Consider the following 24,741-nt stretch of genomic DNA (forward strand, 5'->3'; position numbering starts at 1 on the left):
TCGTCGGCCGCGATGGCGGCAGCCCCGTCCCTGCCCGCTGTCTTGCCTGCCGTCATGGCGCGCCCTTTCCGCCCTTCGTCCCTGCCATCGCGCGTCCGCATCGCCGGGGGGCGCGCGAAGACGGCGCCCCCGGCCCAAAGCCTTGCGGCAGATCAGACCTGCATGATCTCGGCCTGCTTGGCCTCGAGCGCCTTGTCGACGCCGGCGATCATGCGGTCGGTCAGCGCCTGCACCTCGTCGGTCCAGAACTTCTGATCGTCCTCGGACATGCCGCCGGTCTTGGCCTTCTTGATCTGGTCCATGCCGTCGCGGCGCACGTTGCGAATCGCCACGCGCGCATGTTCGGCATATTGGGCGGCCACGCGCGTCAGCTCGCGGCGGCGTTCCTCGTTCAGTTCCGGGATCGGCAGCATGATGATGGTGCCGTTGGTCTGCGGGTTGATGCCCAGGCCGGATTCGCGGATGGCCTTCTCGACCTTGTTCACCAGCCCCTTGTCCCAGACGTTGACGGTGACCATGCGCGGCTCGGGCACGTTGATCGTGCCGACCTGGTTGATGGGGGTCATCGAGCCATAGGCATCCACCATCACCGGGTCCACGATCGAGGCCGAGGCCCGCCCCGTGCGCAGGCTTGCGAATTCATGCTTGAGCGCGACCATGGCCCCTTCCATGCGGCGCTCGAGGTCATCGATGTCGATCTCGATTTCGTCGGACATATCTGCGTTTTCCGTCTTGTTGTCGCGGTTCGGGGGGCGCGCGGGCAAGGCATGCCCCGATCGCGCCCGTTCTAGCCGCTTTGTCATGCGAAAGATAGTCGGCGCAGGCGCGCAGGGCGCATGGGGCGCGCGCGCGCGGGGGGACATGCGGCCCCCATGCGCCCGCGGCCCGTGCCTTGCCCTCTTAGCCCTGGACCTTGGTATAGGTGCCCTGCCCCGACAGGATGCCGCGGAACCCGCCCGGCTCGTCGAGCGAGAAGACGATGATCGGCAGGTTGTTGTCACGCGCCAGCGCGATGGCCGAGGCATCCATGACGCCCAGATGCTGTTGCAGCACCTCGTCATAGGTCACGTTGTCATAGCGCTTCGCGTCGGCGTGTTTGTTGGGGTCCTTGTCGTAGACGCCATCGACCTTGGTGCCCTTGAAGATGGCCTCGCAGTTCATCTCGTTGGCGCGCAGCGTCGCGGCGGTGTCGGTGGTGAAATAGGGGTTGCCGGTGCCGGCCGCGAAGATGCACACGCGCTTCTTTTCCAGATGCCGCACGGCGCGGCGGCGGATGTAGGGCTCGGCCACTTCGTCCATCCGGATGGCCGAGATCACCCGGCTGTGCATCCCGCGCGCCTCGAGCGCGGCCTGCATCGCCAGCGCATTCATCACCGTGGCCAGCATGCCCATGTAATCGGCCGTGGCCCGTTCCATCCCCTGCGCCGAGCCCTGAAGCCCGCGGAAGATGTTGCCCCCGCCGATCACCATGCAGATCTCGACCCCCAGATCATGGACCGATTTCACCTCGGAGGCGATCCGCGCCACGGTGGGCGGGTGCAGGCCATAGCCCTGGTCGCCCATCAGCGCCTCGCCCGAAATCTTCAGCATCACGCGCCGATAGGTTACCTTCGCACCGCCATCGGCGTCGTTGTCCTGGCCCGACATGAACTTCCCCTCGCATTGCCATCGGCGCGGAAAATGTCGCAAAAGGCGCGGGCAATCAACCGTCCTCGGCGCCCAGGAGCCCCGCCCGTGTCAGAGCCCCCGATTTCCCGTGCCCTTGCGATCCTGGAGGGGACCGCGCCGGACCGGCCGGTCCTGATCGCGGGGGCGACGGCCTCGGGCAAATCGGCGCTGGCCGCACAGATCGCCGCACGGCTGGGCGGGGTCGTGGTCAATGCCGATGCGCTTCAGGTCTGGTCGTGCTGGCGCGTGCTGTCGGCGCGCCCCACACCCGCAGACGAAGCCGCCCTGCCGCATGCGCTCTATGGCCACAAGGCGCCGGGCGAAAGCTATTCCGTGGGCCATTGGCTGCGCGATCTGGCGCCGCTTCTGGCCGGGCCGCGCCGGCCGGTGATCGTGGGGGGGACGGGGCTCTATTTCACCGCGCTGACGCAAGGCCTGGCCGAGATCCCGCCGACACCCGATCAGGTGCGCGCCGAGGCCGACGCCCTGCTGCGCGCAGGCGGCGTGGCGGCACTTCTGGAGGGGATCGACGCGGCGACGGCAGCACGTATCGACCGGCGCAACCCCGCGCGCGTCCAGCGCGCCTGGGAGGTGCAGCGCACGACGGGCCGGGGGCTGGCCGCCTGGCAGGATGCGACGCCGCCGCCGCTGCTGCCGCTGAGCCGGGCGACGCCGCTCTTGCTGGAGGTGCCCCCCGAGACGCTGGCGGGGCGCATCGACGCGCGGTTCGAGAAGATGATGGCCACGGGCGCCCCCGAGGAGGTGGCCGCCGTGGCCGGGATCTGGGACGAATCTGCGCTCTGGGCGCAGGCGATCGGCGCGCGCGAGCTGATCGCGCTGGCCCGCGGCCAGATCGACCGGCCCGAAGCGATTGCCCGCGCGCAGGCGGCTTCGCGGCAATATGCCAAGCGCCAGCGCACATGGTTTCGCGCCCGGATGCGCGACTGGCACAAGATCGTGGGGGTCTGAGGCATACCCCGCAGGAACGGAGAAAACATTTCGTTTCCAAGGGATTCGCACATAGACTTCACGCCGCCCTGGGGGGTTACCGGGGTGGCCGGGCCTGTCCCGGCGCTGCTGCCAAGACCATCCGTCCATCCCGCCGCCGGGTCCGCCGCCCGCGCAGCCCAGACAGGGTATTGCCGTCCGTGAAGCTGTTTACCGCGCCCCCGCTGTCGCAATTTGCCGACGCGCCCGCCAAGCCCCGTTCGCCCGCGCCCGTCTCGCCAGCGCCGACCCCGGTCGCGCCCACCTCGTCCGCGGCCGCAGTCGCGGCATCGACGCCGGCCGCCTCCGCGCCGGGCGCGAAAAACGCGCGCCGCGCCGTCACCACCATCCCCGAGACGCCCGCGCGTCTGCGTCTGACCACGATCCCGCGCATGGCCGCCGGCGGGCGCTGGCGGGTCGAGACCATGCGCGCGCTCTCCGAACCGATGCTGGTCTGGATCACCCGCGGCCAGGGCCGGCTGACGCTGGGCGGCATCACCCGCGGCTATGCCGCCAACAACGCCATCTTCATTCCCGCCGGCGTCATGCATGCCTTCGATCTGGGGCCGCAGACGCATGGCACGGTGCTTTATTTCGGGCGCGCCTGCGACGTGACGCTGCCCGCCGCCAGCCACCACCTGCGGCTGCGCGAACCCAAGGTGCAGTCGGAACTGACCGGGCTTCTGGACGCGGTCGCGCGCGAGATGGAAAGCGACCGGCCCGCCTCGGACCGCGCGCTGCGCCATCATCTGGGCCTGCTGGGGGTCTGGCTCGAGCGCCAGGTCGAGACCGCCGGCGCGGGCGCCAATGCCCCGCGCCTGCCGGCCCCCCGTCGTCTGGCCGCGCGCTATGCCGCAGCCCTGGAAGGCGGTTTCCGCAAGGGGCTGAACGTGGCCGATTTCGCCGCCGAGCTGGGCGTGACGCCCACCCATCTGACCCGCGCCTGCCGCGAGGCCTGCGGGCGCTCGGCCTCGCAGATGCTGCGCGAACGCCGCCTGCACGAGGCGCGCCGGCTGCTGCGCGACACCCGCGCGCCGGTGGGCGAGATCGCCGCCAGCCTGGGCTTTGCCTCGGCGGCCTATTTCACCCGCGCCTTCCACGCCGAGACCGGGCAGACGCCCTCGGACTTCCGCCGCGGGGTCTGACGCCCCTTTTCACCAAGCCCCCGCGCGGCTAGATCACCGACACCAACACGGACACGAGGCGCCCGCACCGCCGCGGGCCGCCATCCACGACCAACATCCTTTCGTCATTTCCGGGGACCGCGATGGAACGCGCAATCGAGACCTTTCTCTTCGCCAGCCGCTGGCTGATGGCACCCATGTATGTGGGCCTTGTGGGGGCGCTGGCGATCCTGCTCTATTCCTTCGGGATGGAATTGTGGCATTTCGCGCTGTCCATCCCGGGGATGAGCGTGGACGACGCGGTAATGGGCGTGCTGGCGCTGATCGACCTGTCGCTGGCGGCCAACCTGCTGCTGATCGTGATCTTCTCGGGCTACGAGAATTTCGTGTCGCGCATGGATACCGCGCAGCACGAGGACCGGCCCGACTGGCAGGACGAGGTGGATTTCTCGGGGCTGAAGCTCAAGCTGGTGGCCTCGATCGTGGCGATCTCGGGGATCCATCTGCTCAAGGTCTTCATGGATGTGGACAAATACACCGACGACAAGATCCGCTGGATGGTCATCATCCATCTGGTCTTCGTCATCTCGGGCGTGCTGCTGGCGGCGATGGACTGGATCACCAACAACGCCAAGGTGTCGAAGAAGAAGGTTCTCAAGGACGCCGGCTGAACCGCAGCGCGCGCCCGCTTCGCGCGGCGTTAAGCGCGCCGCCGCACCCTCTTGCGGGATGAATGCAAGGGGGTTGCAATGCAGGATGTCGAGGAAATCGCCCGCGAGATCGTGGCGCGCGAGGGGGGCTATGTCGACGACCCGGACGATCCGGGCGGCGCCACCAATCGGGGCGTCACGCTGGGCACGCTGCGCCGGCTGGGGATCGACCTTGACGGCGACGGCGACGTGGACCGGGCCGACCTGCGCCGGCTGAGCCGCGATCAGGCCACCGATATCTTCATCGAACATTACTTCCGCAGGCCCGGCCTGGCGGCCCTGCCCGCCCCGCTCCAACCCGGCGTCTTCGACATGTATGTCAACGCCGGAAGCAATGCGATCCGGGTGCTCCAGCGGCTGCTGAACCAGATGGGCCAGGATCTTCAGGTGGACGGCGCGCTGGGCCCGCTGACGCTGCGCGCCGCCCATCGCGCGGCCGCCGCGGCGCCGGGCCATATCGCCGATGCCTATGGGATCGCGCGGCGCAACTATTACTATGCGCTGGCCGATGCCCGCCCCGCCAGCCGCAAGTTCGCCCGTGCCCGCGACGGCGGCAAGGGCGGCTGGATCCGCCGCGCCGAGGCCTTCATCGCGCCGCGCTTCCACCTGACCGAGGCCGAGCACCGCGCAAGGGTGGCGAAATGGGACTGATCGCGCGGCTGATCGGCACGCCCGAGGCCACGCGCGCGCTGGCAGGGGCGGCCAGTTCCGTGGCCGAGGTCTTCACCCCCAATGCCACCCGCGCGCTCGAGACCGCGCATGAGGTGCGCATGGCCGCGCTGGCCCAGCACGGCACGGAATTCCAGAGCGCGGGGGCGGGGCTGTTCGACCGGCTGGTCAACGGGCTCAACCGGCTGCCGCGGCCGATGCTGGCGCTGGGCACGTTGGGATTGTTCGTCCATGCGATGGTGGACCCGGCGGGGTTCACGACGCGTATGCAGGGGTTGGCCGCGGTGCCCGAGCCGCTGTGGTGGCTTCTGGGCGCCATCGTCAGCTTCTATTTCGGCGCGCGCGAGGCGCATCATTTTCGCGTCCGATCCGTGGCGACGGCGGGGCGCCTGACGCAGGCCCCGCGCAGGCCCGGCGCGGGCGCAGCCCCCACCGCAAGCCCTGATCCGGGCCCGAACCCGGCCCTGGCCGAATGGCAGGGGCAAAGCGGGCCCTGAGGCTGCCCGCGGCGGGTCTGCGTTCAGGTCGCGCGGCGCCAGAAATGCACGATGTCGGGGCCCACGGGCTCGACCGACTCGAGGCGGAACCGCGGTGCCAGTTCCAGCCGGCCCAGCCCCAGCGCGCCCATGCCCGCGCGCCCGTCCCCCCCGATCAGCGCGCCGGCGGTGAACCAGACGATCTCGTCGATCAGATCGGCGGTGCTCAGGGCCGCGGCCAGCGCCGCGCCGCCTTCGCAGAAAACCCGCGTGAGCCCGCGCGCCCCCAGCGCCGAAAGTGCCGCCAGCGGATCGACCCGGCCCTCGGGGGTGGCGGCCACCTCGAAAAGCTCGGCCCCCGCCGCGCGCCAGGCGTCCCGCGCGGGCGCCGGCGCCGCCGCGGTATGGACCAGCCAAACGGGCTGCGCCCCCGCACTGCGGCCCAGACGACAATCGACCGGCAGGCGCAGACGGCTGTCCACAACGATCCGCACCGGCTGGGGCATGGCGCCCATGTCGCGCACATCCAGCATCGGATCATCGGCCAGCGCCGTGCCCGCCCCCACCATCACCGCATCATGGGACGCGCGCATGGCATGGACGCGCCGGCGCGCCTCCGCGCCGGTGATCCAGCGGCTTTCCCCCGAGGCGGTGGCGATGCGCCCGTCGAGCGTGGCCGCGATCTTGAGCGTGACCAGCGGCCGCCCGCGCGTCACGCGCGAGAAGAAGCCCGCATTGACCCGCGCGGCCGGCATGGCCAGAACGCCCTCGGTCACCTCGATCCCGGCCGCGCGCAGGATGGCATGTCCGCCGCCCGCCACGCGCGGATCGGGGTCGGTCAACGCGGTGACGACGCGCGCCACCCCGGCCGCGACCAGCGCCTCGGCACAAGGCGGGGTGCGCCCGTGATGCGCGCAAGGTTCCAGCGTGACATAAGCCGTGGCCCCCCGCGCCGCAGCGCCCGCCTGGGCCAGCGCCTGGGGTTCGGCATGCGGCCGCCCGCCGGGTGCTGTGACACCGCGCCCCACGACACGGCCGTCAGGCGCCACGATCACGCAGCCCACCGCCGGATTGGGCCAGGTCCGCCCAAGCCCGCGCCGCGCCAGCGTCAACGCGTGGCGCATGTGGCACAGATCGGCGGGGCTCACTCGGCTTCGGCGACCGGCGGCCGCAGCTCGCTCACGAATTTGTCGAAATCGTCGGCGGCCTGGAAGTTCTTGTAGACGCTGGCAAACCGCACATAGGCCACGGTGTCGATCCGGGCCAGCGTTTCCATGACGATCGCGCCAATGGTCTTCGAGGGGATGTCGGTCTCGCCCATGCTTTCAAGGCGGCGAACGATCCCCGAGATCATCTGGTCGATCCGCTCGGGCTCGACGGGGCGTTTCTGCATGGCGATGCGGATCGAGCGTTCCAGCTTGTCGCGGTCGAAATCTTCGCGCTTGCCCGAGGTCTTGATGACGACGAGATCGCGCAGCTGGACGCGTTCATAGGTGGTGAAGCGCCCCCCGCAGGCCGGGCAGAAACGGCGGCGGCGGATGGCGACATGATCTTCTGCCGGGCGGCTGTCCTTCACCTGCGTGTCGACATTCCCGCAAAATGGGCACCGCATGGCGTCCCCCTTTTCAAAACCTGCTCATGGTCCGGGGTGTATCCCCCGTTTTATCCACAACACTATACGGAGAGGTCTACTGCTTGGGTAGTCCCCTCTGCGCGGCCCCAGATGACGCGGCCAACCTGTGGCAGCAAGGGCGCAGCTTGGGCCCGGCCGGGGGCGGCGGCTTTCCGCCACCACCAGGGGAACACGTTGACACGAAAGGCGAACATTGGTAGAACTTGGGCGGCGAGACAGGGCGACGGAGCGGGCGATGCTGACACGCAAGCAACTGGAACTTCTTGAATTCATTCAGAAACGGGTTGCACGCGACGGTGTGCCGCCCTCCTTTGACGAAATGAAGGAAGCGCTGGACCTGCGGTCCAAGTCCGGCATCCACCGCCTGGTCACCGCGCTCGAGGAACGGGGCTTCATCCGCCGGCTGGCGCATCGCGCCCGCGCCATCGAGATTGTCCGCCTGCCCGAGTCCATGGCCCGCGATGCCGCCGCTCCCGCCGCCTTCCGCGAAGATCAGGTGGGGTTTGCGCCCCGCGCGCTCGATGGCGGACGCACCGCGCAGGACAGTTTCCCGCCCGCCCCGCGTCCGCACGGGGCCGTCCCGCTGGACGGGATCGGCGCCTTTGAGCTGCCGATCATGGGCCGGATTGCCGCCGGTGTCCCGATCGAGGCCATTTCCGAGGTCATGTCCCATGTCGCCGTTCCCGGCACCATGATCGGCGGGCGCGGCCAGCATTACGCGCTCGAGGTCAAGGGCGACTCGATGATCGACGCGGGCATCAACGACGGCGATGTTGTCGTGATCCGCGAACAGCAGACCGCCGAGAACGGCGATATCATCGTGGCGCTGGTCGACGGGCACGAGGCCACGCTGAAACGCTATCGCCGCCGGGGCGACATGATCGCGCTCGAGGCGGCGAATTCGGCCTATGAGACGCGCCTCCTGCGCGAAGACCAGGTGCGCGTGCAGGGCCGTCTGGTCGGGCTGATCCGCAGCTACTGACCCACCCCGGCGCCTGCTACGCGCGCGCGCGCCCCGCAAGGCGGCACCGCTCCGGCCTTTTCTCGCCTTCACCGGCCTTTTCGCCCCCGTCCCGACACGGCGCATCTGGACCCGCCCCCGGTGCTGGGGCATGAAGGGGCAAGACAGGGAAGAGGCATGCGCAGCTACACTCCGACGATCGGCGAACTCGAGGCGTTCTGCGCCTGTGCCCGCACCGGCTCGGCCACCGAGGCCGCGGCCCGGCTGAACCTGAGCCAGAGCGCCGTCAGCCGCTCGGTCGCGGGGCTCGAGGCGCGGCTGGGCGTCGCGCTCTTTCACCGCATCCGCCAGCGGCTGCATCTGTCGGATGCCGGCCGCGCCTTCCTGCCCGAGGCCGAGACCGTGCTGGCCCGGCTCGATCAGGCGGCGGTGGGGGTGATGGCCTTTGGCGGCAGTGACTCGGTCCTGCGCGTGGCCACGCTGCCGGGGTTCGGGCGCGCCTGGCTGGGCCCGCGGCTGGGCCGCTTTGCGCTGCGATGTCCGAATGTGGTGCTGGATCTGACCGCCCGTCTGGCGCCGGTGGATTTCGCCCGCGACCCCTTCGATTGCGCGCTGGTGCGCCGCGAACAGGCCACGGGCCAGATCACGCCGCTGATCGCCGAGAAGCTGGTGATGGTGGCCGCGCCCCAGCTGGTCGAGGCCGCCGATCTGGACCAGCTGCCGCTGCTTCAGCAATCCACACGCCCCACGCTCTGGCTCGAATGGTTCCGCGAGACCGGCGAAGACCCCCGCCGGATCCTGCGCGGCGCCCGGTTCGATCATTTCGACATGGTGCTCGAGGCGGCGATGGCGGGGCTGGGCCTCGGCCTCGTGCCCGAGGTCATCGCCCGCGCACCGCTGGCCGAGGGCCGGTTGCGGCTGGCGTCGGAGAACCGTCTGGCCACGGGCGAAGATTATGTGCTGGCCACGCCCGAGGTCGACAATCCGACCGTGCGCGCCTTTCGCGACTTCCTGCTCGAGGAAGCCGCGCGCTGAGCGCGCACGCCCTCAGCCCCCCAACGCGTGCCCCTCCAGCTCGGCCCGGATCTCGGCGTCATGCTCGCCCAGACGGGGCGCGCGCCGCGTGCCCCCCGGCGCGCATCCGTCCAGCAGGAACGGCAGCCGCAGCCCCGGCACGCCGTCGGGCGCGATCGCCATGCCGCGCGCGCGCACCTGCGGATCGGCAAAGACCTGATCGAGCGTGTTGATCGGCCCAGCCGGCACCACCGCGTCTTCGAAGGCGGCCAGCAAGGCGTCGCGCCCGCGCGCCGCGATGCGCGGCCCGATCTCGGCCAGAAGGGCTGCGCGATGCGCCAGCCGGGCCTCGTTGGTGGCAAAGCGGGCATCGTCGGCCAGCGCCGCACAGCCCAGCACCCCGCAGGCGCGCCGGAATTGCCCGTCATTGCCCACGGCCAGGATCACATGCCCGTCGGCGCAGGCAAAGACCTGATAGGGCACGATATTGGGGTGGGCATTGCCCATCCGCTGCGGCGCGGTGCCGGTGCTCAGGTAATTCAGCGCCTGATTGGCCAGAACGCCCGTGGCGCAATCCAGAAGCGCGATGTCCACATGCGCCCCCTGCCCCGAGATCCCCCGCGCCGCCAGCGCCGCCTGGATGCCGATCACTGCATAGAGCCCGGCGAAGATGTCGGTGAAGGCCACGCCGATCTTCTGCGGCTCGCCCGCGGGATCGCCGGTCAGCGACATGATCCCCGACATGCCCTGGATCAGGAAATCATAGCCCGCGCGCCCGGCATAGGGGCCGGTCTGCCCGAAGCCGGTGATCGAGCAATAGACCAGACCGGGATGGGCGGCGCGCAGGCTGGCGGCATCGAGGCCGAAGCGCGCAAGACCGCCCACCTTGAAATTCTCGATCACCACATCGGCGCGGGCAATCAGCGTGCGCACCGTCGCCAGATCCTCCGGGTCGCGGAAATCGGCCCGGATCGCGCGTTTGCCGCGGTTGGCCGACTGGAAATAGGCCGCCGCGCGTTCGCCCTCGACCTCGACGAAGGGCGGGCCCCAGCGGCGGGTGTCGTCGCCCTCGGGGGCTTCGACCTTGACCACATCGGCGCCCAGATCGGCCAGGATCTGCCCCGCCCAGGGGCCGGCCAGCACCCGCGCCAGCTCGACCACCCTCAGCCCCGCCAGCGGCGCCGTCTGCGCGCCCCCCGCCATCAGAAGAACGCCTGAAAGCCGGTCTGCGCGCGCCCCAGGATCAGCGCATGCACATCGGCCGTGCCCTCGTAGGTGTTGACCGTCTCGAGATTGGCGGCATGACGCATCACCCGATAGCCGATCTGGATGCCGTTGCCGCCATGCATGTCGCGGGCCGCGCGCGCGATCGCCAGCGCCTTGAGGCAATTGTTGCGCTTGATGATCGAGATCGCCTCGGGCGCGGCGGTGCCTGCGTCGATCATCCGCCCCACGCGCAGCGCCGCCTGAAGCCCCAGCGCGATCTCGGTCTGGGCCTCGGCCAGCTTCATCTGGAACAGCTGTGTGGCCGCCAGCGGCCGGCCGAACTGGCGCCGTTGCAGGCCATAATCACGCGCCTGATGCCAGCAATCCTCGGCCGCGCCCATCACCCCCCAGGCGATCCCGTAACGCGCCCGGTTGAGACAGCCGAAGGGCGCGCCCAGACCTTCGCCATGGGGTAGAAGCGCGCTTTCGGGGACTTCAACGTTGTCCATAACCACCTCGCCCGTGACCGAGGCGCGCAGGCTCAGCTTGCCCTCGATCTTGGGCGTGGACAGGCCCTTCATGCCGCGCTCCAGGATGAAGCCGCGGATCTTGCCGCCATGGGCTTCGGACTTGGCCCAGATCACGAAGACATCGGCGATGGGCGCGTTCGAGATCCACATCTTGGCGCCGTTGAGAAGATAGCCGCCCTCGGTCCTTGTGGCGCGGGTGCGCAGGCTGCCGGGGTCCGATCCGGCCTCGGGTTCGGTCAGCCCGAAACAGCCGATAGCCGCGCCGCTGGCCAGTTTCGGCAGGTATTTCGCGCGCTGTTCGTCCGAGCCATAGGCATGGATGGGCCAGATCACCAGGCTCGATTGCACGCTCATCATCGAGCGATAGCCGCTGTCGATGCGCTCGACCTCGCGGGCGACCAGACCATAGGCGACATAGGAGGCGCCGGCGCCGCCGTCGGCCTCGGGCAGGGTCACGCCCAGAAGGCCCGCCGCGCCCATCTCGGCAAAGATCTCGGGGGCGATTGTTTCGGACATGTAGGCCGCGTCCACGCGCGGGGCCAGCCGGTCGGCGCAGAAGGCCCGCGCGGTGTCGCGGATCATGCGCTCGTCTTCGTCGAGCGTGGCGTCGAGCCCGAACGGATCTTGCCAATCAAAGGCCGCGAGGCCGGGCAGATCCTTGGGCTTGAGGTCGGGGCGATGGGTGGTCATGCGGTCTCCTTCGGGTTGACCGCAAAGGTAGCGGCGCAAGCCTTGGAAATCCAACATGCTTTGCGGAAAGGATCATGCGCGCGACGCATCATCCGCGGGGCCTGGCACCATGACACCCCACCCGCGACCGGGCGGGATCATGCGCCGCCGATCATTCACCCTGGGCTTCGGCGCGCGACTTGCCCGCCACATCCAGCGCCAGCGTCGCGGCCATGAAGGCGTCGAGATCGCCGTCGAGCACGCCCTGGGTGTCCGAGGTCTCGTGGCTCGTGCGCAGATCCTTCACCATCTGGTAGGGTTGCAGCACATAGGAGCGGATCTGGTTGCCCCAGCCGGCCTCGCCCTTGGCGGCGTGCTGGGCGTTGATCTCGGCGTTGCGCTTGTCGAGTTCCATCTGGTAGAGGCGCGCCTTCAGCGCGGCCATGGCGTTGGCGCGGTTCTGGTGCTGGGATTTCTCGGAGCTGGTGACGACGATCCCGGTGGGAATGTGGGTGATCCGCACCGCCGAGTCGGTGGTGTTGACGTGCTGCCCGCCCGCGCCCGAGGAGCGGTAGGTGTCGATGCGGATCTCGTTGTCGGGGATGGTGATCTCGATGTTGTCGTCGACCACCGGATAGACCCAGACCGAGCTGAACGAGGTATGCCGGCGCGCGGCGGAATCGTAGGGCGAGATACGCACGAGGCGGTGCACGCCCGATTCCGACTTGAGCCAGCCATAGGCGTTGTGGCCCTTGATCTTGTAGGCGGCCGAACGGATGCCGGCTTCCTCGCCCGCGGTCTCGGCGATCAGCTCGACCTCGTAGCCCTTCTTCTCGGCCCAGCGGACATACATCCGCGCCAGCATCGAGGCCCAGTCGCAGCTTTCGGTCCCGCCGGCGCCGGCGTTGATCTCGAGGAAGGTGTCGTTGGCGTCTGCCTCGCCGTTCAGCAGCGCCTCAAGTTCCTTGGCGGCGGCGAATTCGGCCAGGCTGCGCAGGCTGGCTTCGGCTTCGGTGACGATCTCGGTGTCGCCCTCGGCCTCGCCCAGCTCGATCAGGCCGGTGTTGTCGTCAAGCTCGGTCTCGATGCGGCGATAGGTTTCGATGGCATCCATCAAGGCCTGACGTTCGCGCATGAGTTTCTGGGCGCGCTCGGGATCGGACCAGAGGTCGCCATCCTCGATCATGGCGTTGAATTCCTCGAGCCGGTGGGGTGCGGTCTCGACATCCATCCGCTGGCCCAGAAGCGTCAGCGACTTGCGGATCTTCTCGACCAGGCTCTGGGTTTCGGCACGCATGGGACAATCCTCGGAAAGGTCAGAAGGCCCCGGCGGCAGGAAAGGCCGGGCTCAGGGGGCGGCTATATCCCGTCAGCGCCGAAGGGGCAAGGCCGCGGGCGGGAGGGGGACGGTGGAGGGCGTTGCGGAGGGAGGGGGCGAAGGAAGGGGGCGCTGCCCCCTCTTTGCGCGGGCGCGCAAATTCACCCCCGGGATATTTGGGCCAGCTCGAAAGGGGCCGCGGCCCGCCAAGGCTCGAGGGGCCGTGGCCGCGACCGGGAAAGGCCGGGGGTCAGAGAGGACGGGGGTCAGTAGAGGCCGCCGGCGCTGATCGAGCCGAAATTCGACTTGCGAGGGATGGTGCGGGTGCGCCCCGTCGAGGTGGTGACGGTGGTGCCCGCATCGTCGCTTTCGCCGCGCGCGAAGAGCGGCAGGTTGGCGCCCATGGCAAAGCCGCCGTCGACCATGGCGCCGATGCCGAAGATCGGGTCTTCGTTGTCGCGGAAATATTCGGAGACGACATTGGGGCCCGAGGCCTCGTTGGGGAGGCGGGCGCCGGAATAGCGGTCGATCTTGATGAAATGGCCGCCCGGAGGCACGCGGAACTTGCCGCCGCCGTATTTCTTGATGGCTTCCTGCATGAAGCGCTGGAAGACGGGGCCGCAGGTGCCGCCGCCCGAGACGCCGCCGAGCGAGCGCGGCGTGTCATAGCCGATATAGCAGCCGGCGACGATTTCCGAGGAATAGCCGACGAACCAGACATCCTTGGCGTCGTTGGTGGTGCCGGTCTTGCCGGCGATCGGCACCGGCAGGCGGACCGAGCGGGCGGTGCCGCGCTGGACCACGCCCTGGAGCATCGAGGTCAGCTGATAGGCGGTGATGGCGTCCATCACCCGCTCGCGGTTCGACACGATGGTGGGGCCGAGCGTGGGGGGCAGGCTTTCGGCGGTGCAATCCTCGCACAGGCGGCGGTCGTGGCGGTAGATGGTGCGGCCCCAGCGGTCCTGCACGCGGTCGACCAGCGTAGGTTCGACCCGTTCGCCGCCATTGGCGAACATCGCATAGGCGGCGACCATCTGGAAGAGCGTCGTCTCCTGGCTGCCGAGCGCATTGGCCAGGAAGGGTTTCATGGGATTGTAGACCCCGAAGCGTTCGGCATAGCGCGCCACGGTGTCCATGCCCACTTCCTGGGCGATCCGCACGGTCATCAGGTTGCGCGATTGTTCGATGCCGGTGCGCAGGGGGGTCGGGCCGTAGAAGCGGTTCGAGGCGTTCTTGGGCCGCCACATGCCCTGGGGGGTGTTCACCTCGATGGGCGCGTCGACCACGATCGTGGCCGGGGTGAAGCCGGAATCGAGGGCTGCGGCATAGACGAAGGGCTTGAAGCTGGAGCCCGGCTGGCGCATCGCCTGGGTGGCGCGGTTGAAGACCGAGGATTGATAGGAGAAGCCGCCCTGCATGGCGATGACGCGGCCGGTGTCGACATCCATGGCCATGAAGGCGCCTTCGATACGCGGCACCTGGCGCAGGCTCCAGCGGACGAAGCTGCCGTCCTGATCGCGGGTGATGGCGCGCACATGGACCACATCGCCCACCTCGAGCAGATCGCCCGGCACCTTGGCGCGGGGGGCGCGCGCGCGGCCGGGCAGCATCTTGCGCGCCCAGGTGACGTCGCGGGCCTCGATATGGTGGCCGCCGGGAACCTCGTCGACGCCCTCGATGCCGATGCGCGCGTCGTTGCGCCCGATCTCGAGCACCACCGCCGGGTGCCAGCCCTCGATGTCGCGGGGCACGTCGACACGCGCCAGTGCGGCGCGCCAGCTGTCTTCGGAGGCCAGATCCTCGGGCGGGAGGGTCTTGCCGGTGCCGCGCCAGAGGCCGGTGTTGCGGTCGTAATCCTCGAGCGCCTGGCGCAGCGCGCGGGCGGCGGCGTCCTGCATCTCGGGGTCGACGGTGGCGCGAATGGTCAGGCCGCCGGTGAAGAATTCCTCCTGGCCGAAGGAGCGCGACAGCTGGCGGCGGATCTCGTCGGTGAAATAGTCGCGCGGCGGCAGCGCATCGCGGAAAGGGGGATAATCGCCGTTCTGGACCGAACGGACGGGTTCGAGGCGCTGCGTGCGGTAGGTCTGTTCGCTGATATAGCCGTTCTGCCACATCTCGCGCAGGACGTGGTTGCGCCGCCCCTCGAGCCGTTCGCGGTTGCGCACGGGGTGGAAGTTCGACGGCGCGGCGGGCATGGCGGCAAGCGTCGCGGCCTCGTAGGGTTCGAGTTCCGCGAGCGTCTTGTTGAAATAGGTCTGCGCGGCGGCAGCGACGCCGAAGGAGTTCTGGCCGAGGAAGATCTCGTTGAGGTAGAGTTCGAGGATGCGATCCTTGGAGAGGGTTTCCTCGATCCGGCTGGCCAGGATCAGCTCCTTGATCTTGCGTTCGATCGAGCGATCCGAGGAGAGCAGGAAGTTCTTCATCACCTGCTGGGTGATGGTCGAGGCGCCGCGCAGGTTCTCGCCGCGGCTCTGGACGGCCTGGACCAGCGCCTTGAGCATGCCGGTCGCGTCATAGCCGCGGTGGATGTAGAAATGCTTGTCCTCGGCCGAGATGAAGGCCTGCTTGAGGACGTCGGGGATGTCCTCGATCGGCACGAAGATGCGCCGTTCCTCGGCGAATTCGTCGATCAACCGGCCTTCGCCGGAATAGACGCGGCTGATGGTCTTGGGGGCGTATTGGGCCAGCTGTTCGTGGCTGGGCAGATTGCGCGAATAGACCCAGAAGATGGCCCCCAGCGTCAGCGCACCGAAGAAGACGGCGGTGACCAGCCAGGAGAAGATCGAGCCGAAGAAGGACAGGACGAAGCGGATCAAGCGTAACCCCCGAAGCCCAGCCCCGAAGGGGTCGGGGCGGGTGATGGGCCTGCTATAGCCCCCCCGCGCGCCGGGGTCAAAACAACTTGCCGCAAAATCCTGGCGCCGGGTCGAAACCGGACGAAATCCGCCGCCCCGCCCCCGGAAGCCCGAAGACCCGGAGGCCCAAAGCGGGAAAGAAGGGGGCGCTGCCCCCTCTTTGCGCGAGCGCGCAAATTCACCCCCGGGATATTTGGGCCAGCTCGAACGGGGACGCCGTCATTGCCGCAGGAGGCGGCCTTCGGCGGCGTCGCCCCGGGCCCAGTCGGCCAAGCCGCGGGCAATGGCATCGGCCATGCGGGCGCGCCAGTCGGGAGAGGTGAGCCGGGCGCGGTCGGCGGCCGAGGACATGAAGCCCAGCTCGATCAGGATCGAGGGGATGTCGGGGGATTTCAGCACCGAGAAGGCCGCCTGCTGGATCGGGCGCTTGTGCATGCGCAGGCCCGCGGATTTCAGCGCATCGCGCAAGCTGCGGGCCAGGCGGTCGTTGCGGGGCTCGGTCTCGACGCGGGCAAGCTCCATCAGGACGCGCGCGACCTCGTCGTCGTGGCCCGAGAGGTCGACCCCGGCGAGAAGGTCGTCGCGGTCATGGCGTTCGGCCAGCCGGCGCGAAGCATCGTCGGAGGCGTCTTCGTCGAGGAGATAGAGCGTGGCGCCCGTGGCCTCGCCCTCGGCCAGCGCATCGGCATGGAGCGACACGAAGACATCCGCGCCCGCCGCGCGCGCCACCGACATGCGGGTTTCAAGCGGGACGAAGACGTCGTCCTTGCGGGTCATCACCACCTGCATGCCCGCGCGCCGCAACCGCTCGGCCAGTTCGCGCGCGAAGGTCAGCACCAGACCGGCTTCGGAGATGCCCTGGGCCTCGGCGCCGGGATCGAGACCGCCGTGGCCGGGATCGAGGACGATGCGCAGCGGGTCCGAGCCGTCCTGGCGGCGATGCGGCGGATCGAGGCGGGCGGCCTGCGGCAGATCCCAGAGCGCGGTTTCGGGCACCCCGGCGCGGGCGGCAAACTCGGCAGCCGTTGCGGGGGCAAGACGCAGGCGGATCGCGGTCGGGGCCGGGGTGCGCTGTTCGGCCTCGGCCACGGTGAAGGGGCCGGACAGTTCCGCCACGAGGCGCGAGCGCCCCGGCCCGACCCGGCCCCAGCGCAGCGCGCGCACCTCTTGCGAACGCAGGATGGCGGCCGGGCGCAGCGAGCCGAAATCGACTTCGCGGAAGTCCAGCACCAGCCGCGGCGGATCTGCCAGCGTATAGACGCGCCAGGCGACGGGCTGGCTGAGGCCCAGCTCGACCCAGACCTCGTCGCCCACGTCCTGGATCGCACTGCGTGCGGGTTCGAGACGGGCGAGCGCGGTGAAATCCTGGCCCGCGGGACGCGCGGCGGAAGGCGCCGGGGGCATGCGCGTCGGGGAAGGCGCGGCGGGGACAGGATCGGGGACAGGATCGGGAACCGGCATTGGGCTGGGCCGCAGATCGGACGGACGGGGCAGCGGACGGAAGCCGCCCAGACCGGCGCCCTCGGCCTGCGCCGCCGCGCCCGCCAGGGCAAGCCCCAGCGCCAGCACCGCCACGATCCACGCCCTGAGCTGCATTGCCCCCCCTTTTTTCCGGCCCGGCCCCAGCCTAGCGCATCAGCGCGCCGCCATGAAGCGGGCCAGGCGATCCAGCCCCTCGGCAATGTCGGCGGTGGCGCGCGCATAGGAAAAGCGCAAGGTCGAATGGCCGCGATGGGGGTCGAAATCGAGCCCCGGCGTCACCGCCACCCCGGCCTTGTCCAGGATCTCGGCGGCCAGCGCCCGCGAATCCTGCGTCAGATCCGACACATCGGCATAGATGTAGAAGGCGCCATCGGGCGGCGCGATCCGGTCGAACCCGGCCCTGGGCAGCCCCTCGAGCATCAGCCGGCGGTTCTCGGCATAGACGGCGCGATTGGCCTCAAGCTCGTCGATGCTCTCGAGCGCGGCCAGCGCGGCGATCTGGCTGGCGTGGGGCGGGCAGATGAACATGTTCTGCGCCAGCCGCTCGATCGTGCGCACCATGTCCTCGGGGACCACCATCCAGCCCACGCGCCAGCCCGTCATCGAGAAATACTTGGAAAACGAATTGATGACGCAGACATCATCCGAGATCTCGAGCGCCGAGACCGCGCGGGCCTCGTAATGCAGGCCGTGGTAGATCTCGTCCGAAACGAAGGCGATGTCGCGCGCGGCGGCGGTCTCGATCAGCGCCGAAAGTTCGGGCTTGCCCAGCATCGTACCCGAAGGGTTGCCGGGCGAGGCCACGATCAGCCCCGCGACATCGGCGGGGATGGACTCGGGGCGCGGCTGGTAGCGGTCTTCGGCCAGGGTCGGGATGCCCACGGGCGTCAGCGACAGCGCGCGCAGGATCTGGCGATAGGAGGGATAGCCGGGCTCGCCCAGAGCCACGCGGTCGCCCGCCTCGAAGAGCGCCGAGAAGGCCAGCAGGAACGCCCCGGACGAGCCGGGCGTCACGATCACCCGCGCGGGGTCCAGATCGACGCCATACCAGCGCGCATAGAGCGCCGCGATCCCTGCGCGCAACTCGGGCAGCCCCAGCGCAACGGTATATCCCAGCGCGTCGGTCTCGAGGGCGGCGGCAAGCGCGCGGCGGGCCTGGGCGGGCGCGGGCGTCGAGGGTTGACCCACCTCCATGTGGATGATGTGCCGGCCCGCGGCTTCGGCGGCGCGCGCGGCCTCCATGACATCCATGACGATGAAGGGGTCGACCTGACCGCGAAGCGAGGGGCGCATGGGATCTCCTGTCGGAATGGCGTGTGTCGCAATGGCGTGACGGGCCCGGGGCACGGCGCCGCGGGGCCGGGATGGCTGCGGTATCCCCCCGACGCGGGCCAAGGTCAATGCCGCGTCTGGCCCCCTGCCCTTCACCAAGACGCCAGTTCACACGCCTTTCCCTTGCATCCGCCGCCCGCCCCCGCGATGGTGGCGCCAAAGCGCCGCCCACGGCGTGCCCGAACAACCCAAGGATGATCCCACCATGACCCTGCGCCGCCTTGCGCCCGCCGTTCTCGGCCTTGCTCTTGCCAGCCCGGCCTTCGCCTTTGACCCCGCCGCGATGAACGACAGCGAACGCGCCGCCTTCGGCGATGCGGTGCGCGCCTATCTGATGGAGAACCCCGAAGTGCTGGTCGAGGCGATCGGCGTTCTCGAGGAGCGCCAGGCCGCCGCCGAGGCCGACAACGACCAGGTGCTGGTCGAAACCAATGCCGACGCCATCTTCCACAGCGCCACCGATTGGGTGGGCGGCAATCCCGACGGTGACCTGACGCTGGTCGAATTCACCGATTACCGCTGCGGCTATTGCCGCAAGGCCTATGACGAGGTGTCGCAACTGGTCGAAAGTGACGGCAATATCCGCTTTGTCGTCAAGGAATTCCCGATCCTGGGCCAGCAATCGGAACTGTCGGCGCGCTTTGCGGTTGCGGTGCTGCAACTGGCCGGCCCCGACGCCTATGAAAAGGCCCATGATGCGCTGATCAGCTTTCGCGGCGACATCACGCTGGAAAGCCTCAAGCGGCTGGCCACGGATCAGGGGCTTGACGCCGACGCGCTTCTCAAACGCATGAACGAGGAAGCGGTGACCGCGGTCCTGCGCGAGAACCACCGCCTGGCCGAGCGGATGCGCATCTCGGGCACGCCGACCTTCGTGCTGGGCGGGCGCCTGGTGCGGGGCTATGTCCCGCTCGAGGGCATGCGCGCGATGGTGGCCGAGGAACGCGGCTGAGCCCGCGCGCGCGCACGCGCCACGAAAACACCCATCATTCTGGACGGACGCAGGCGCAATCCTGCGTCCGTTTTTCGTTGAGCATCGCGCCACAAGCCGCTGATTTGGCGCTATTTTGCAGCCCAAAACGCAAAAGGCCCCGGCGCGATGCCGGGGCCTTTCACACGGTCTCAGATCCGCTCAGTGCGGAAAGTTCGAGCTGTTGGGGTCGATCCCCATATGCGTGCCCAGGGCTTCCATGTCGGCCAGAAGCTTCACCGCATCATCCAGCGCCACTTCGGCGATGGACTTGTCGGAGGCCTGCGCGGCCTCCTGCTGCACGGTGCGCGCCTCTTCCAGCATCTCGGCATAGATCGCCGGGGTCAGGTCCGTCTTGAGCATCGAACGCTCGGCCAGGACCGTGACACGATCCGCCGTGATCTCGGCAAAGCCGGTGGTCACGACATATTCGCTTTCGCCCTCGGGACCGATGACGGTCAGCGTGCCGGGACGCAGCGTGGTGATCGTCGGCGCATGGCCCGCCATCGCGGTCAGATCGCCCTCGGCGCCGGGAATGCGCACCTCGGTGGCCGCGACCGACGCCAGACGGCGTTCGGGCGACACGAGGTCGAACTGCATGGTATCGGCCATCGCCTGCCCTCCTTACGCCGCTTCGGCGGCCAGTTTCTGCGCCTTGGCGATCACGTCCTCGATGCCGCCGACCATATAGAAGGCCGCCTCGGGCAGGTGGTCGTATTCACCGTTGACCACCGCCTTGAAGGATTTGATCGTATCTTCCAGCGGCACCTGAACACCGTCCGAGCCGGTGAACACCTTGGCCACGTCGAAGGGCTGCGACAGGAAGCGCTGGATCTTCCGGGCGCGGGCCACGGTCAGCTTGTCCTCTTCGGACAGCTCGTCCATGCCCAGAATGGCGATGATGTCCTGAAGCGACTTGTAGCGTTGCAGGATCCCCTGGACGGCACGGGCGGTCTCGTAATGCTCTTCGCCGACAACCTGCGGGTCAAGGATCCGCGAGGTCGAGTCGAGCGGGTCCACGGCCGGGTAGATGCCGAGTTCCGAGATCGCACGCGACAGAACGGTCGTGGCGTCGAGGTGGGCAAACGAGGTCGCCGGCGCCGGGTCGGTCAGGTCGTCGGCCGGCACGTAGATGGCCTGCACCGAGGTGATCGAACCGGCGTTGGTCGAGGTGATGCGTTCCTGAAGCGCGCCCATGTCGGTGGCCAGCGTCGGCTGATAGCCCACGGCCGACGGGATACGACCCAGAAGCGCCGACACTTCCGAACCCGCCTGGGTGAAGCGGAAGATGTTGTCGACGAAGAACAGAACGTCGGTCCCGGACTGGTCGCGGAACTGTTCGGCCAGGGTCAGGCCGGTCAGCGCGACGCGGGCACGGGCGCCCGGCGGTTCGTTCATCTGGCCGTAGACCAGCGCCACTTTCGATTCGTCGAGCTTGTCGGTGTTGATGACGCCCGATTCGATCATCTCGTGGTAAAGGTCGTTGCCCTCACGGGTGCGTTCACCCACGCCCGCGAACACCGAGAAGCCCGAGTGCACCTTGGCGATGTTGTTGATCAGTTCCATGATCAGAACCGTCTTGCCCACGCCGGCGCCGCCGAACAGGCCGATCTTGCCGCCCTTGGCATAGGGGGCCAGCAGGTCGATGACCTTGATGCCGGTCACCAGGATTTCCGATTCCGTCGACTGGGCGGCGAATTCGGGGGCCGGCTGGTGGATGGCGCGGGCCTCCTTCCGGTCGACCGGGCCCTTCTCGTCCACCGGCTCGCCGATGACGTTCAGGATACGGCCCAGCGTCGCGTTGCCGACCGGCACCGTGATCGGGCCGCCGGTGTCGGTGACCTTCTCGCCGCGGACCAGACCTTCGGTCGCGTCCATGGCGATGGTGCGCACGGTGTTCTCGCCCAGGTGCTGGGCAACTTCCAGCACCAGGCGCTTGCCGTTGTTCGTGGTTTCAAGGGCGTTGAGGATGGGCGGCAGGGCGTCGTCGAACTGCACGTCCACGACGGCGCCGATCACCTGCGTGACTTTGCCAACTGCATTTGCCATGTCGTTTCTCCGGTTCCGTCAGAGCGCCTCGGCGCCCGAAATGATTTCGATGAGTTCCTTGGTGATCGCCGCCTGACGCGAACGGTTGTATTCGACCGTCAGCTTGTTGATCATGTCGCCCGCGTTGCGCGTGGCGTTGTCCATGGCGCTCATCCGGGCGCCCTGTTCCGAGGCGCCGTTCTCGAGCAGAGCCGCGAAGATCTGCGTGGCCAGGTTGCGCGGCAGAAGCTCGGCCAGGATGGTGTCCTCGCCGGGTTCGTAATCGTAGACCGTCGAGACCTCGGCCTCTTCGGCAACCTCGGCCGGGATCACCTGCTGCGCGGTCGGGATCTGGCTGATCACCGACTGGAAGCGCGCAAAGAACAGCGTCGCCACGTCGAATTCGCCGGCCTCGAAGCGGCCGAGAACGTCGCGGGCGATCGCCTGCGCGGTGTCGTAGCCCACCTTCTTCACCTCGGACAGGTCGATGTGACCCACGAGATGCGCGCCGAACTCGCGCTTGAGCTGTTCACGGCCCTTCTTGCCGACGGTCAGGATCTTGACCGTCTTGCCTTCGCCGGTCAGCTCGAGGATGCGCGCCTTGGCCAGGCGCACGATCGACGAGTTGAAGCCGCCGCACAGGCCGCGCTCCGAGGTCAACACCACCAGCAGGTGGGTCTGATCCGAGCCCGTCCCGGCCAGAAGCCGGGGCGCGCCCTCGGAGGTGCCCACCGAGGCGGCAAGGCTCGCCATCACCGCCCCCATACGTTCGGCATAGGGGCGGGCGGCCTCGGCCGCCTCCTGGGCGCGGCGCAGCTTGGCGGCCGCGACCATTTGCATGGCCTTGGTGATCTTGCGCGTGTTCTTGACGCTGCCGATCCGGTTCTTCAGGTCCTTAAGGCTAGGCATGCCCCTATCCTTTCCTGCGCTCAGACGAAGGTCTTGGCGAACCCGTCGAGCACCGCGCGCAACGTTTTCTCAAGCTCACCCGAAATCTTGCGGTCGTTGTTGGTGATGTCATCGAGCAGCGCGCGTTCCTTGGTGCGCAGATGCGCCAGCAGCGCCTGTTCGAAACGGCCGACATCCTTGACCGCGACCGCATCGAGATAGCCGTTGGTGCCCGCGAAGATCACGCAGACGATCTCGGCGTTGGTCAGCGGCGAATATTGCGGCTGCTTCATCAGCTCGGTCAGGCGGGCACCGCGGTTCAGCAGTTTCTGCGTGGCCGCGTCGAGGTCCGAACCGAATTGCGCGAAGGCCGCCATCTCGCGGTATTGCGCCAGTTCCAGCTTGACCTTGCCGGCCACCGATTTCATCGCCGAGGTCTGCGCCGCCGAGCCCACGCGCGACACCGACAGACCGGTGTTCACGGCCGGGCGGATGCCCTGATAGAACAGCTCGGTTTCCAGGAAGATCTGACCGTCGGTGATCGAGATCACGTTGGTCGGGATATAGGCCGACACGTCGCCCGCCTGGGTTTCGATCACCGGCAGCGCGGTCAGCGAGCCCGAGCCGAAATCCTCGTTCAGCTTGGCCGAACGTTCCAGAAGACGCGAATGCAGGTAGAACACGTCGCCCGGATAGGCTTCACGCCCCGGCGGACGGCGCAGCAGCAGCGACATCTGACGGTAAGCGACGGCCTGTTTCGACAGGTCATCATAGATGATCAGCGCGTGCATGCCGTTGTCGCGGAAATATTCCGCCATGGCGGTCGCCGAATAGGGCGCCAGGAACTGCATCGGCGCGGGGTCCGAAGCGGTCGCGGCCACGACGGTGGTGTATTCCATCGCGCCCGATTCCTCGAGCTTCTTGACCAGCTGCGCCACGGTCGAGCGCTTCTGCCCGATGGCCACGTAGAAGCAGTGCAGCTTGTTGTTCGGGTTGGCCTCGTTGTAGACCTTCTGGTTCAGGATCGTGTCGAGCGCGATCGCGGTCTTGCCGGTCTGACGGTCGCCGATGATCAGCTCGCGCTGGCCACGGCCGATCGGGATCATGGCGTCGACCGATTTCAGGCCGGTCGCCATCGGCTCGTGCACCGATTTGCGCGGGATGATGCCCGGCGCCTTCACGTCGGCGATGCGGCGTTCCTTGGCCTCGATCGGGCCCTTGCCGTCGATCGGGTTGCCCAGACCGTCGACCACGCGGCCCAGCAGGCCTTCGCCCACCGGCACGTCCACGATCGACTGGGTGCGCTTGACGGTGTCGCCTTCCTTGATGTCACGGTCGGACCCGAAGATCACGATCCCGACGTTGTCGATCTCGAGGTTCAGCACCATCCCGCGGACGCCGCCGGGGAATTCCACCATCTCGCCGGCCTGGACATTGTCCAGACCGTGGACGCGGGCGATACCGTCACCGACCGACAGCACGCGGCCGACTTCGGCGACCTGGGCATCCTGCCCGAAGTTCTTGATCTGGTCCTTGAGGATCGCAGAGATCTCAGCTGCTTGGATGCCCATTATCCGACCTCTTTCATGGCATTCTGAAGGGAAGCGAGCTTCGAGCGGACCGACGTGTCGATCATCTTCGAGCCCAGCTTGACGATAAGCCCGCCGATGAGACCTTCATCGACGGCAACGTTCAGTTTCACGGTCTTGCCCGTCTGCGCCTTGAGCGCGGCCGAGAGCTTTTCCGATTGCGCCGACGACAGCGGCGTGGCGCTGACGACATCGGCGGTCATCTCGCCCTTGGCCTCGGCGATCAGGCCCTTGAGCGCCACAAGAAGCTGCGGCAGCGCGAACAGGCGGCGCTTGCTGGCCATCAGCGCCAGCGTATTGGCCACCGTCGCCGTCAGACCCATCTTCCGGGCCACGGCCACGATCGCCCGGCCCTGCGCATCACGCGAATAGACCGGCGACGCGATCACGTCGCGCAATTCAGCACTTTCGGCCAGTGCGGCCTCGAGCGCAGCCACGTCGGCCTCGAGAGCGTCAAGCGCCCCCGCCTCGCGGCTCAGATCGAACACAGCCGAGGCATAGCGCCCGGCGACTGCTGCGGAAATCGAAGCTGGCTTGGACACGTCCACCCTTCCGATGACTGCGCCCCATGCGGCGGTGCGCCGCGGGGCCCCCGTGACGCGCGGTCGCACGCCGTCAAAATTCGGGGCGGG

Annotated in this window: 23 protein-coding genes; 8 read left to right on the forward strand and 15 right to left on the reverse strand. The window is 68.5% G+C overall.

Going from position 1 to position 24,741, the window contains the following annotated elements:
* Positions 1–152 precede the first annotated feature (152 nt).
* Together frr and pyrH are read right to left on the reverse strand one after the other, a co-directional pair.
* Positions 153–716, reverse strand: coding sequence for a ribosome recycling factor (gene frr, locus BW949_RS14980; protein WP_076367487.1), 564 nt, complete (start codon positions 714–716; stop codon positions 153–155).
* 184 nt (positions 717–900) lie between these two features.
* Positions 901–1,647, reverse strand: coding sequence for a UMP kinase (gene pyrH / locus BW949_RS14985; protein WP_076367489.1), 747 nt, complete (start codon positions 1,645–1,647; stop codon positions 901–903).
* A gap of 33 nt (positions 1,648–1,680) precedes the next feature.
* Between pyrH and miaA the strand changes: the two genes are divergently transcribed.
* The 5 genes from miaA to BW949_RS15010 all read left to right on the forward strand — a co-directional run bounded on the left by miaA (position 1,681) and on the right by BW949_RS15010 (position 5,655).
* Positions 1,681–2,637 (forward strand): tRNA (adenosine(37)-N6)-dimethylallyltransferase MiaA, encoded by a 957-nt coding sequence (miaA, locus tag BW949_RS14990; RefSeq protein ID WP_083947797.1) that lies wholly within the window; start codon positions 1,681–1,683, stop codon positions 2,635–2,637.
* Between the two features lie 179 nt (positions 2,638–2,816).
* The gene (locus tag BW949_RS14995) at positions 2,817–3,800 is read left to right on the forward strand and encodes an AraC family transcriptional regulator (RefSeq protein WP_235816327.1); all 984 of its coding nucleotides are present in this window, start codon (positions 2,817–2,819) and stop codon (positions 3,798–3,800) included.
* A 122-nt stretch (positions 3,801–3,922) separates the two neighbouring features.
* Positions 3,923–4,450, forward strand: a complete 528-nt coding sequence (locus BW949_RS15000; protein ID WP_076367491.1) for a TIGR00645 family protein — start codon at positions 3,923–3,925, stop codon at positions 4,448–4,450.
* A gap of 78 nt (positions 4,451–4,528) precedes the next feature.
* Positions 4,529–5,140 (forward strand): holin-associated N-acetylmuramidase, encoded by a 612-nt coding sequence (locus BW949_RS15005; RefSeq protein ID WP_076367493.1) that lies wholly within the window; start codon positions 4,529–4,531, stop codon positions 5,138–5,140.
* Entirely contained in the window at positions 5,131–5,655 is a 525-nt protein-coding gene (locus tag BW949_RS15010) for a holin family protein (protein ID WP_076367495.1), read from the forward strand. Before BW949_RS15005 ends, BW949_RS15010 begins: the two co-directional genes overlap by 10 nt.
* A gap of 23 nt (positions 5,656–5,678) precedes the next feature.
* Here the strand turns inward: BW949_RS15010 and ribD are convergent, their stop codons facing one another.
* Both ribD and nrdR read right to left on the reverse strand, forming a co-directional pair.
* The gene (ribD, locus tag BW949_RS15015; RefSeq protein WP_076367497.1) at positions 5,679–6,758 is read right to left on the reverse strand and encodes a bifunctional diaminohydroxyphosphoribosylaminopyrimidine deaminase/5-amino-6-(5-phosphoribosylamino)uracil reductase RibD; all 1,080 of its coding nucleotides are present in this window, start codon (positions 6,756–6,758) and stop codon (positions 5,679–5,681) included.
* A 20-nt stretch (positions 6,759–6,778) separates the two neighbouring features.
* Positions 6,779–7,246 carry a transcriptional regulator NrdR gene (nrdR, locus tag BW949_RS15020; RefSeq protein WP_076367499.1) on the reverse strand — a complete coding sequence of 156 codons (468 nt, stop codon included), beginning with the start codon at positions 7,244–7,246 and terminating at the stop codon, positions 6,779–6,781.
* Between the two features lie 256 nt (positions 7,247–7,502).
* Between nrdR and lexA the strand changes: the two genes are divergently transcribed.
* Positions 7,503–8,249 carry a transcriptional repressor LexA gene (gene lexA, locus BW949_RS15025; protein ID WP_076367501.1) on the forward strand — a complete coding sequence of 249 codons (747 nt, stop codon included), beginning with the start codon at positions 7,503–7,505 and terminating at the stop codon, positions 8,247–8,249.
* A gap of 156 nt (positions 8,250–8,405) precedes the next feature.
* The gene (locus BW949_RS15030) at positions 8,406–9,263 is read left to right on the forward strand and encodes a LysR substrate-binding domain-containing protein (protein ID WP_076367503.1); all 858 of its coding nucleotides are present in this window, start codon (positions 8,406–8,408) and stop codon (positions 9,261–9,263) included.
* Between the two features lie 12 nt (positions 9,264–9,275).
* Here the strand turns inward: BW949_RS15030 and BW949_RS15035 are convergent, their stop codons facing one another.
* From BW949_RS15035 to BW949_RS15060, 6 genes are all read right to left on the reverse strand, one after another.
* Positions 9,276–10,445, reverse strand: coding sequence for a CaiB/BaiF CoA transferase family protein (locus tag BW949_RS15035; protein WP_076367505.1), 1,170 nt, complete (start codon positions 10,443–10,445; stop codon positions 9,276–9,278).
* Entirely contained in the window at positions 10,445–11,668 is a 1,224-nt protein-coding gene (locus BW949_RS15040) for an acyl-CoA dehydrogenase (protein ID WP_076367507.1), read from the reverse strand. The genes BW949_RS15035 and BW949_RS15040 overlap by 1 nt, the downstream gene beginning before the upstream one ends.
* Before the next feature lie 151 nt (positions 11,669–11,819).
* A complete protein-coding gene (prfB, locus tag BW949_RS15045) occupies positions 11,820–12,944 on the reverse strand; it encodes a peptide chain release factor 2 (RefSeq protein ID WP_076367509.1) in 1,125 nt (374 codons plus the stop codon).
* 287 nt (positions 12,945–13,231) lie between these two features.
* Positions 13,232–15,781, reverse strand: coding sequence for a penicillin-binding protein 1A (locus BW949_RS15050; RefSeq protein WP_076367511.1), 2,550 nt, complete (start codon positions 15,779–15,781; stop codon positions 13,232–13,234).
* A gap of 258 nt (positions 15,782–16,039) precedes the next feature.
* The gene (locus tag BW949_RS15055; RefSeq protein WP_235816328.1) at positions 16,040–17,416 is read right to left on the reverse strand and encodes an N-acetylmuramoyl-L-alanine amidase; all 1,377 of its coding nucleotides are present in this window, start codon (positions 17,414–17,416) and stop codon (positions 16,040–16,042) included.
* 39 nt (positions 17,417–17,455) lie between these two features.
* Positions 17,456–18,595, reverse strand: coding sequence for a pyridoxal phosphate-dependent aminotransferase (locus tag BW949_RS15060; protein WP_076367513.1), 1,140 nt, complete (start codon positions 18,593–18,595; stop codon positions 17,456–17,458).
* A 244-nt stretch (positions 18,596–18,839) separates the two neighbouring features.
* Here BW949_RS15060 and BW949_RS15065 point away from each other — a divergent pair, with 244 nt between their 5' ends.
* Positions 18,840–19,586 (forward strand): DsbA family protein, encoded by a 747-nt coding sequence (locus tag BW949_RS15065; protein WP_076367515.1) that lies wholly within the window; start codon positions 18,840–18,842, stop codon positions 19,584–19,586.
* Between the two features lie 180 nt (positions 19,587–19,766).
* Here BW949_RS15065 and BW949_RS15070 read toward each other — a convergent pair whose 3' ends face one another.
* The 5 genes from BW949_RS15070 to BW949_RS15090 are packed head-to-tail and all read right to left on the reverse strand — an operon-like array spanning position 19,767 to position 24,651.
* Complete coding sequence (locus BW949_RS15070) at positions 19,767–20,216, reverse strand: F0F1 ATP synthase subunit epsilon (protein WP_076367517.1); 450 nt, start codon at positions 20,214–20,216, stop codon at positions 19,767–19,769.
* A gap of 12 nt (positions 20,217–20,228) precedes the next feature.
* Positions 20,229–21,653, reverse strand: a complete 1,425-nt coding sequence (gene atpD / locus BW949_RS15075) for a F0F1 ATP synthase subunit beta (protein WP_076367519.1) — start codon at positions 21,651–21,653, stop codon at positions 20,229–20,231.
* Between the two features lie 18 nt (positions 21,654–21,671).
* Positions 21,672–22,541 (reverse strand): F0F1 ATP synthase subunit gamma, encoded by an 870-nt coding sequence (locus tag BW949_RS15080; protein WP_076367521.1) that lies wholly within the window; start codon positions 22,539–22,541, stop codon positions 21,672–21,674.
* 20 nt (positions 22,542–22,561) lie between these two features.
* Positions 22,562–24,091: a F0F1 ATP synthase subunit alpha gene (gene atpA, locus BW949_RS15085; RefSeq protein WP_076367523.1), complete on the reverse strand. Its 1,530-nt coding sequence runs from the start codon at positions 24,089–24,091 to the stop codon at positions 22,562–22,564.
* A complete protein-coding gene (locus BW949_RS15090) occupies positions 24,091–24,651 on the reverse strand; it encodes a F0F1 ATP synthase subunit delta (protein WP_076367525.1) in 561 nt (186 codons plus the stop codon). The genes atpA and BW949_RS15090 overlap by 1 nt, the downstream gene beginning before the upstream one ends.
* Positions 24,652–24,741 lie beyond the last annotated feature (90 nt).

It is taken from the genome of Phaeovulum vinaykumarii (assembly GCF_900156695.1).
Classification (GTDB): domain Bacteria; phylum Pseudomonadota; class Alphaproteobacteria; order Rhodobacterales; family Rhodobacteraceae; genus Bieblia_A; species Bieblia_A vinaykumarii.

Excerpts from the sequence above, each read along its gene's own strand:
- prfB (WP_076367509.1), bottom strand. The coding sequence starts at position 12,944 with ATGCGTGCCGAAACCCAGAGCCTGGTCGAGAAGATCCGCAAGTCGCTG.
- BW949_RS15035 (WP_076367505.1), bottom strand. The coding sequence starts at position 10,445 with ATGGCGGGGGGCGCGCAGACGGCGCCGCTGGCGGGGCTGAGGGTGGTC.
- BW949_RS15060 (WP_076367513.1), bottom strand. The coding sequence starts at position 18,595 with ATGCGCCCCTCGCTTCGCGGTCAGGTCGACCCCTTCATCGTCATGGAT.
- BW949_RS15000 (WP_076367491.1), top strand. The coding sequence starts at position 3,923 with ATGGAACGCGCAATCGAGACCTTTCTCTTCGCCAGCCGCTGGCTGATG.
- frr (WP_076367487.1), bottom strand. The coding sequence starts at position 716 with ATGTCCGACGAAATCGAGATCGACATCGATGACCTCGAGCGCCGCATG.
- atpD (WP_076367519.1), bottom strand. The coding sequence starts at position 21,653 with ATGGCAAATGCAGTTGGCAAAGTCACGCAGGTGATCGGCGCCGTCGTG.
- lexA (WP_076367501.1), top strand. The coding sequence starts at position 7,503 with ATGCTGACACGCAAGCAACTGGAACTTCTTGAATTCATTCAGAAACGG.
- BW949_RS15065 (WP_076367515.1), top strand. The coding sequence starts at position 18,840 with ATGACCCTGCGCCGCCTTGCGCCCGCCGTTCTCGGCCTTGCTCTTGCC.
- miaA (WP_083947797.1), top strand. The coding sequence starts at position 1,681 with ATGTCGCAAAAGGCGCGGGCAATCAACCGTCCTCGGCGCCCAGGAGCC.
- BW949_RS15070 (WP_076367517.1), bottom strand. The coding sequence starts at position 20,216 with ATGGCCGATACCATGCAGTTCGACCTCGTGTCGCCCGAACGCCGTCTG.
- BW949_RS15005 (WP_076367493.1), top strand. The coding sequence starts at position 4,529 with ATGCAGGATGTCGAGGAAATCGCCCGCGAGATCGTGGCGCGCGAGGGG.
- BW949_RS15055 (WP_235816328.1), bottom strand. The coding sequence starts at position 17,416 with ATGCAGCTCAGGGCGTGGATCGTGGCGGTGCTGGCGCTGGGGCTTGCC.
- BW949_RS15030 (WP_076367503.1), top strand. The coding sequence starts at position 8,406 with ATGCGCAGCTACACTCCGACGATCGGCGAACTCGAGGCGTTCTGCGCC.
- ribD (WP_076367497.1), bottom strand. The coding sequence starts at position 6,758 with ATGCGCCACGCGTTGACGCTGGCGCGGCGCGGGCTTGGGCGGACCTGG.
- nrdR (WP_076367499.1), bottom strand. The coding sequence starts at position 7,246 with ATGCGGTGCCCATTTTGCGGGAATGTCGACACGCAGGTGAAGGACAGC.
- BW949_RS15080 (WP_076367521.1), bottom strand. The coding sequence starts at position 22,541 with ATGCCTAGCCTTAAGGACCTGAAGAACCGGATCGGCAGCGTCAAGAAC.
- BW949_RS15010 (WP_076367495.1), top strand. The coding sequence starts at position 5,131 with ATGGGACTGATCGCGCGGCTGATCGGCACGCCCGAGGCCACGCGCGCG.
- atpA (WP_076367523.1), bottom strand. The coding sequence starts at position 24,091 with ATGGGCATCCAAGCAGCTGAGATCTCTGCGATCCTCAAGGACCAGATC.
- BW949_RS15040 (WP_076367507.1), bottom strand. The coding sequence starts at position 11,668 with ATGACCACCCATCGCCCCGACCTCAAGCCCAAGGATCTGCCCGGCCTC.
- pyrH (WP_076367489.1), bottom strand. The coding sequence starts at position 1,647 with ATGTCGGGCCAGGACAACGACGCCGATGGCGGTGCGAAGGTAACCTAT.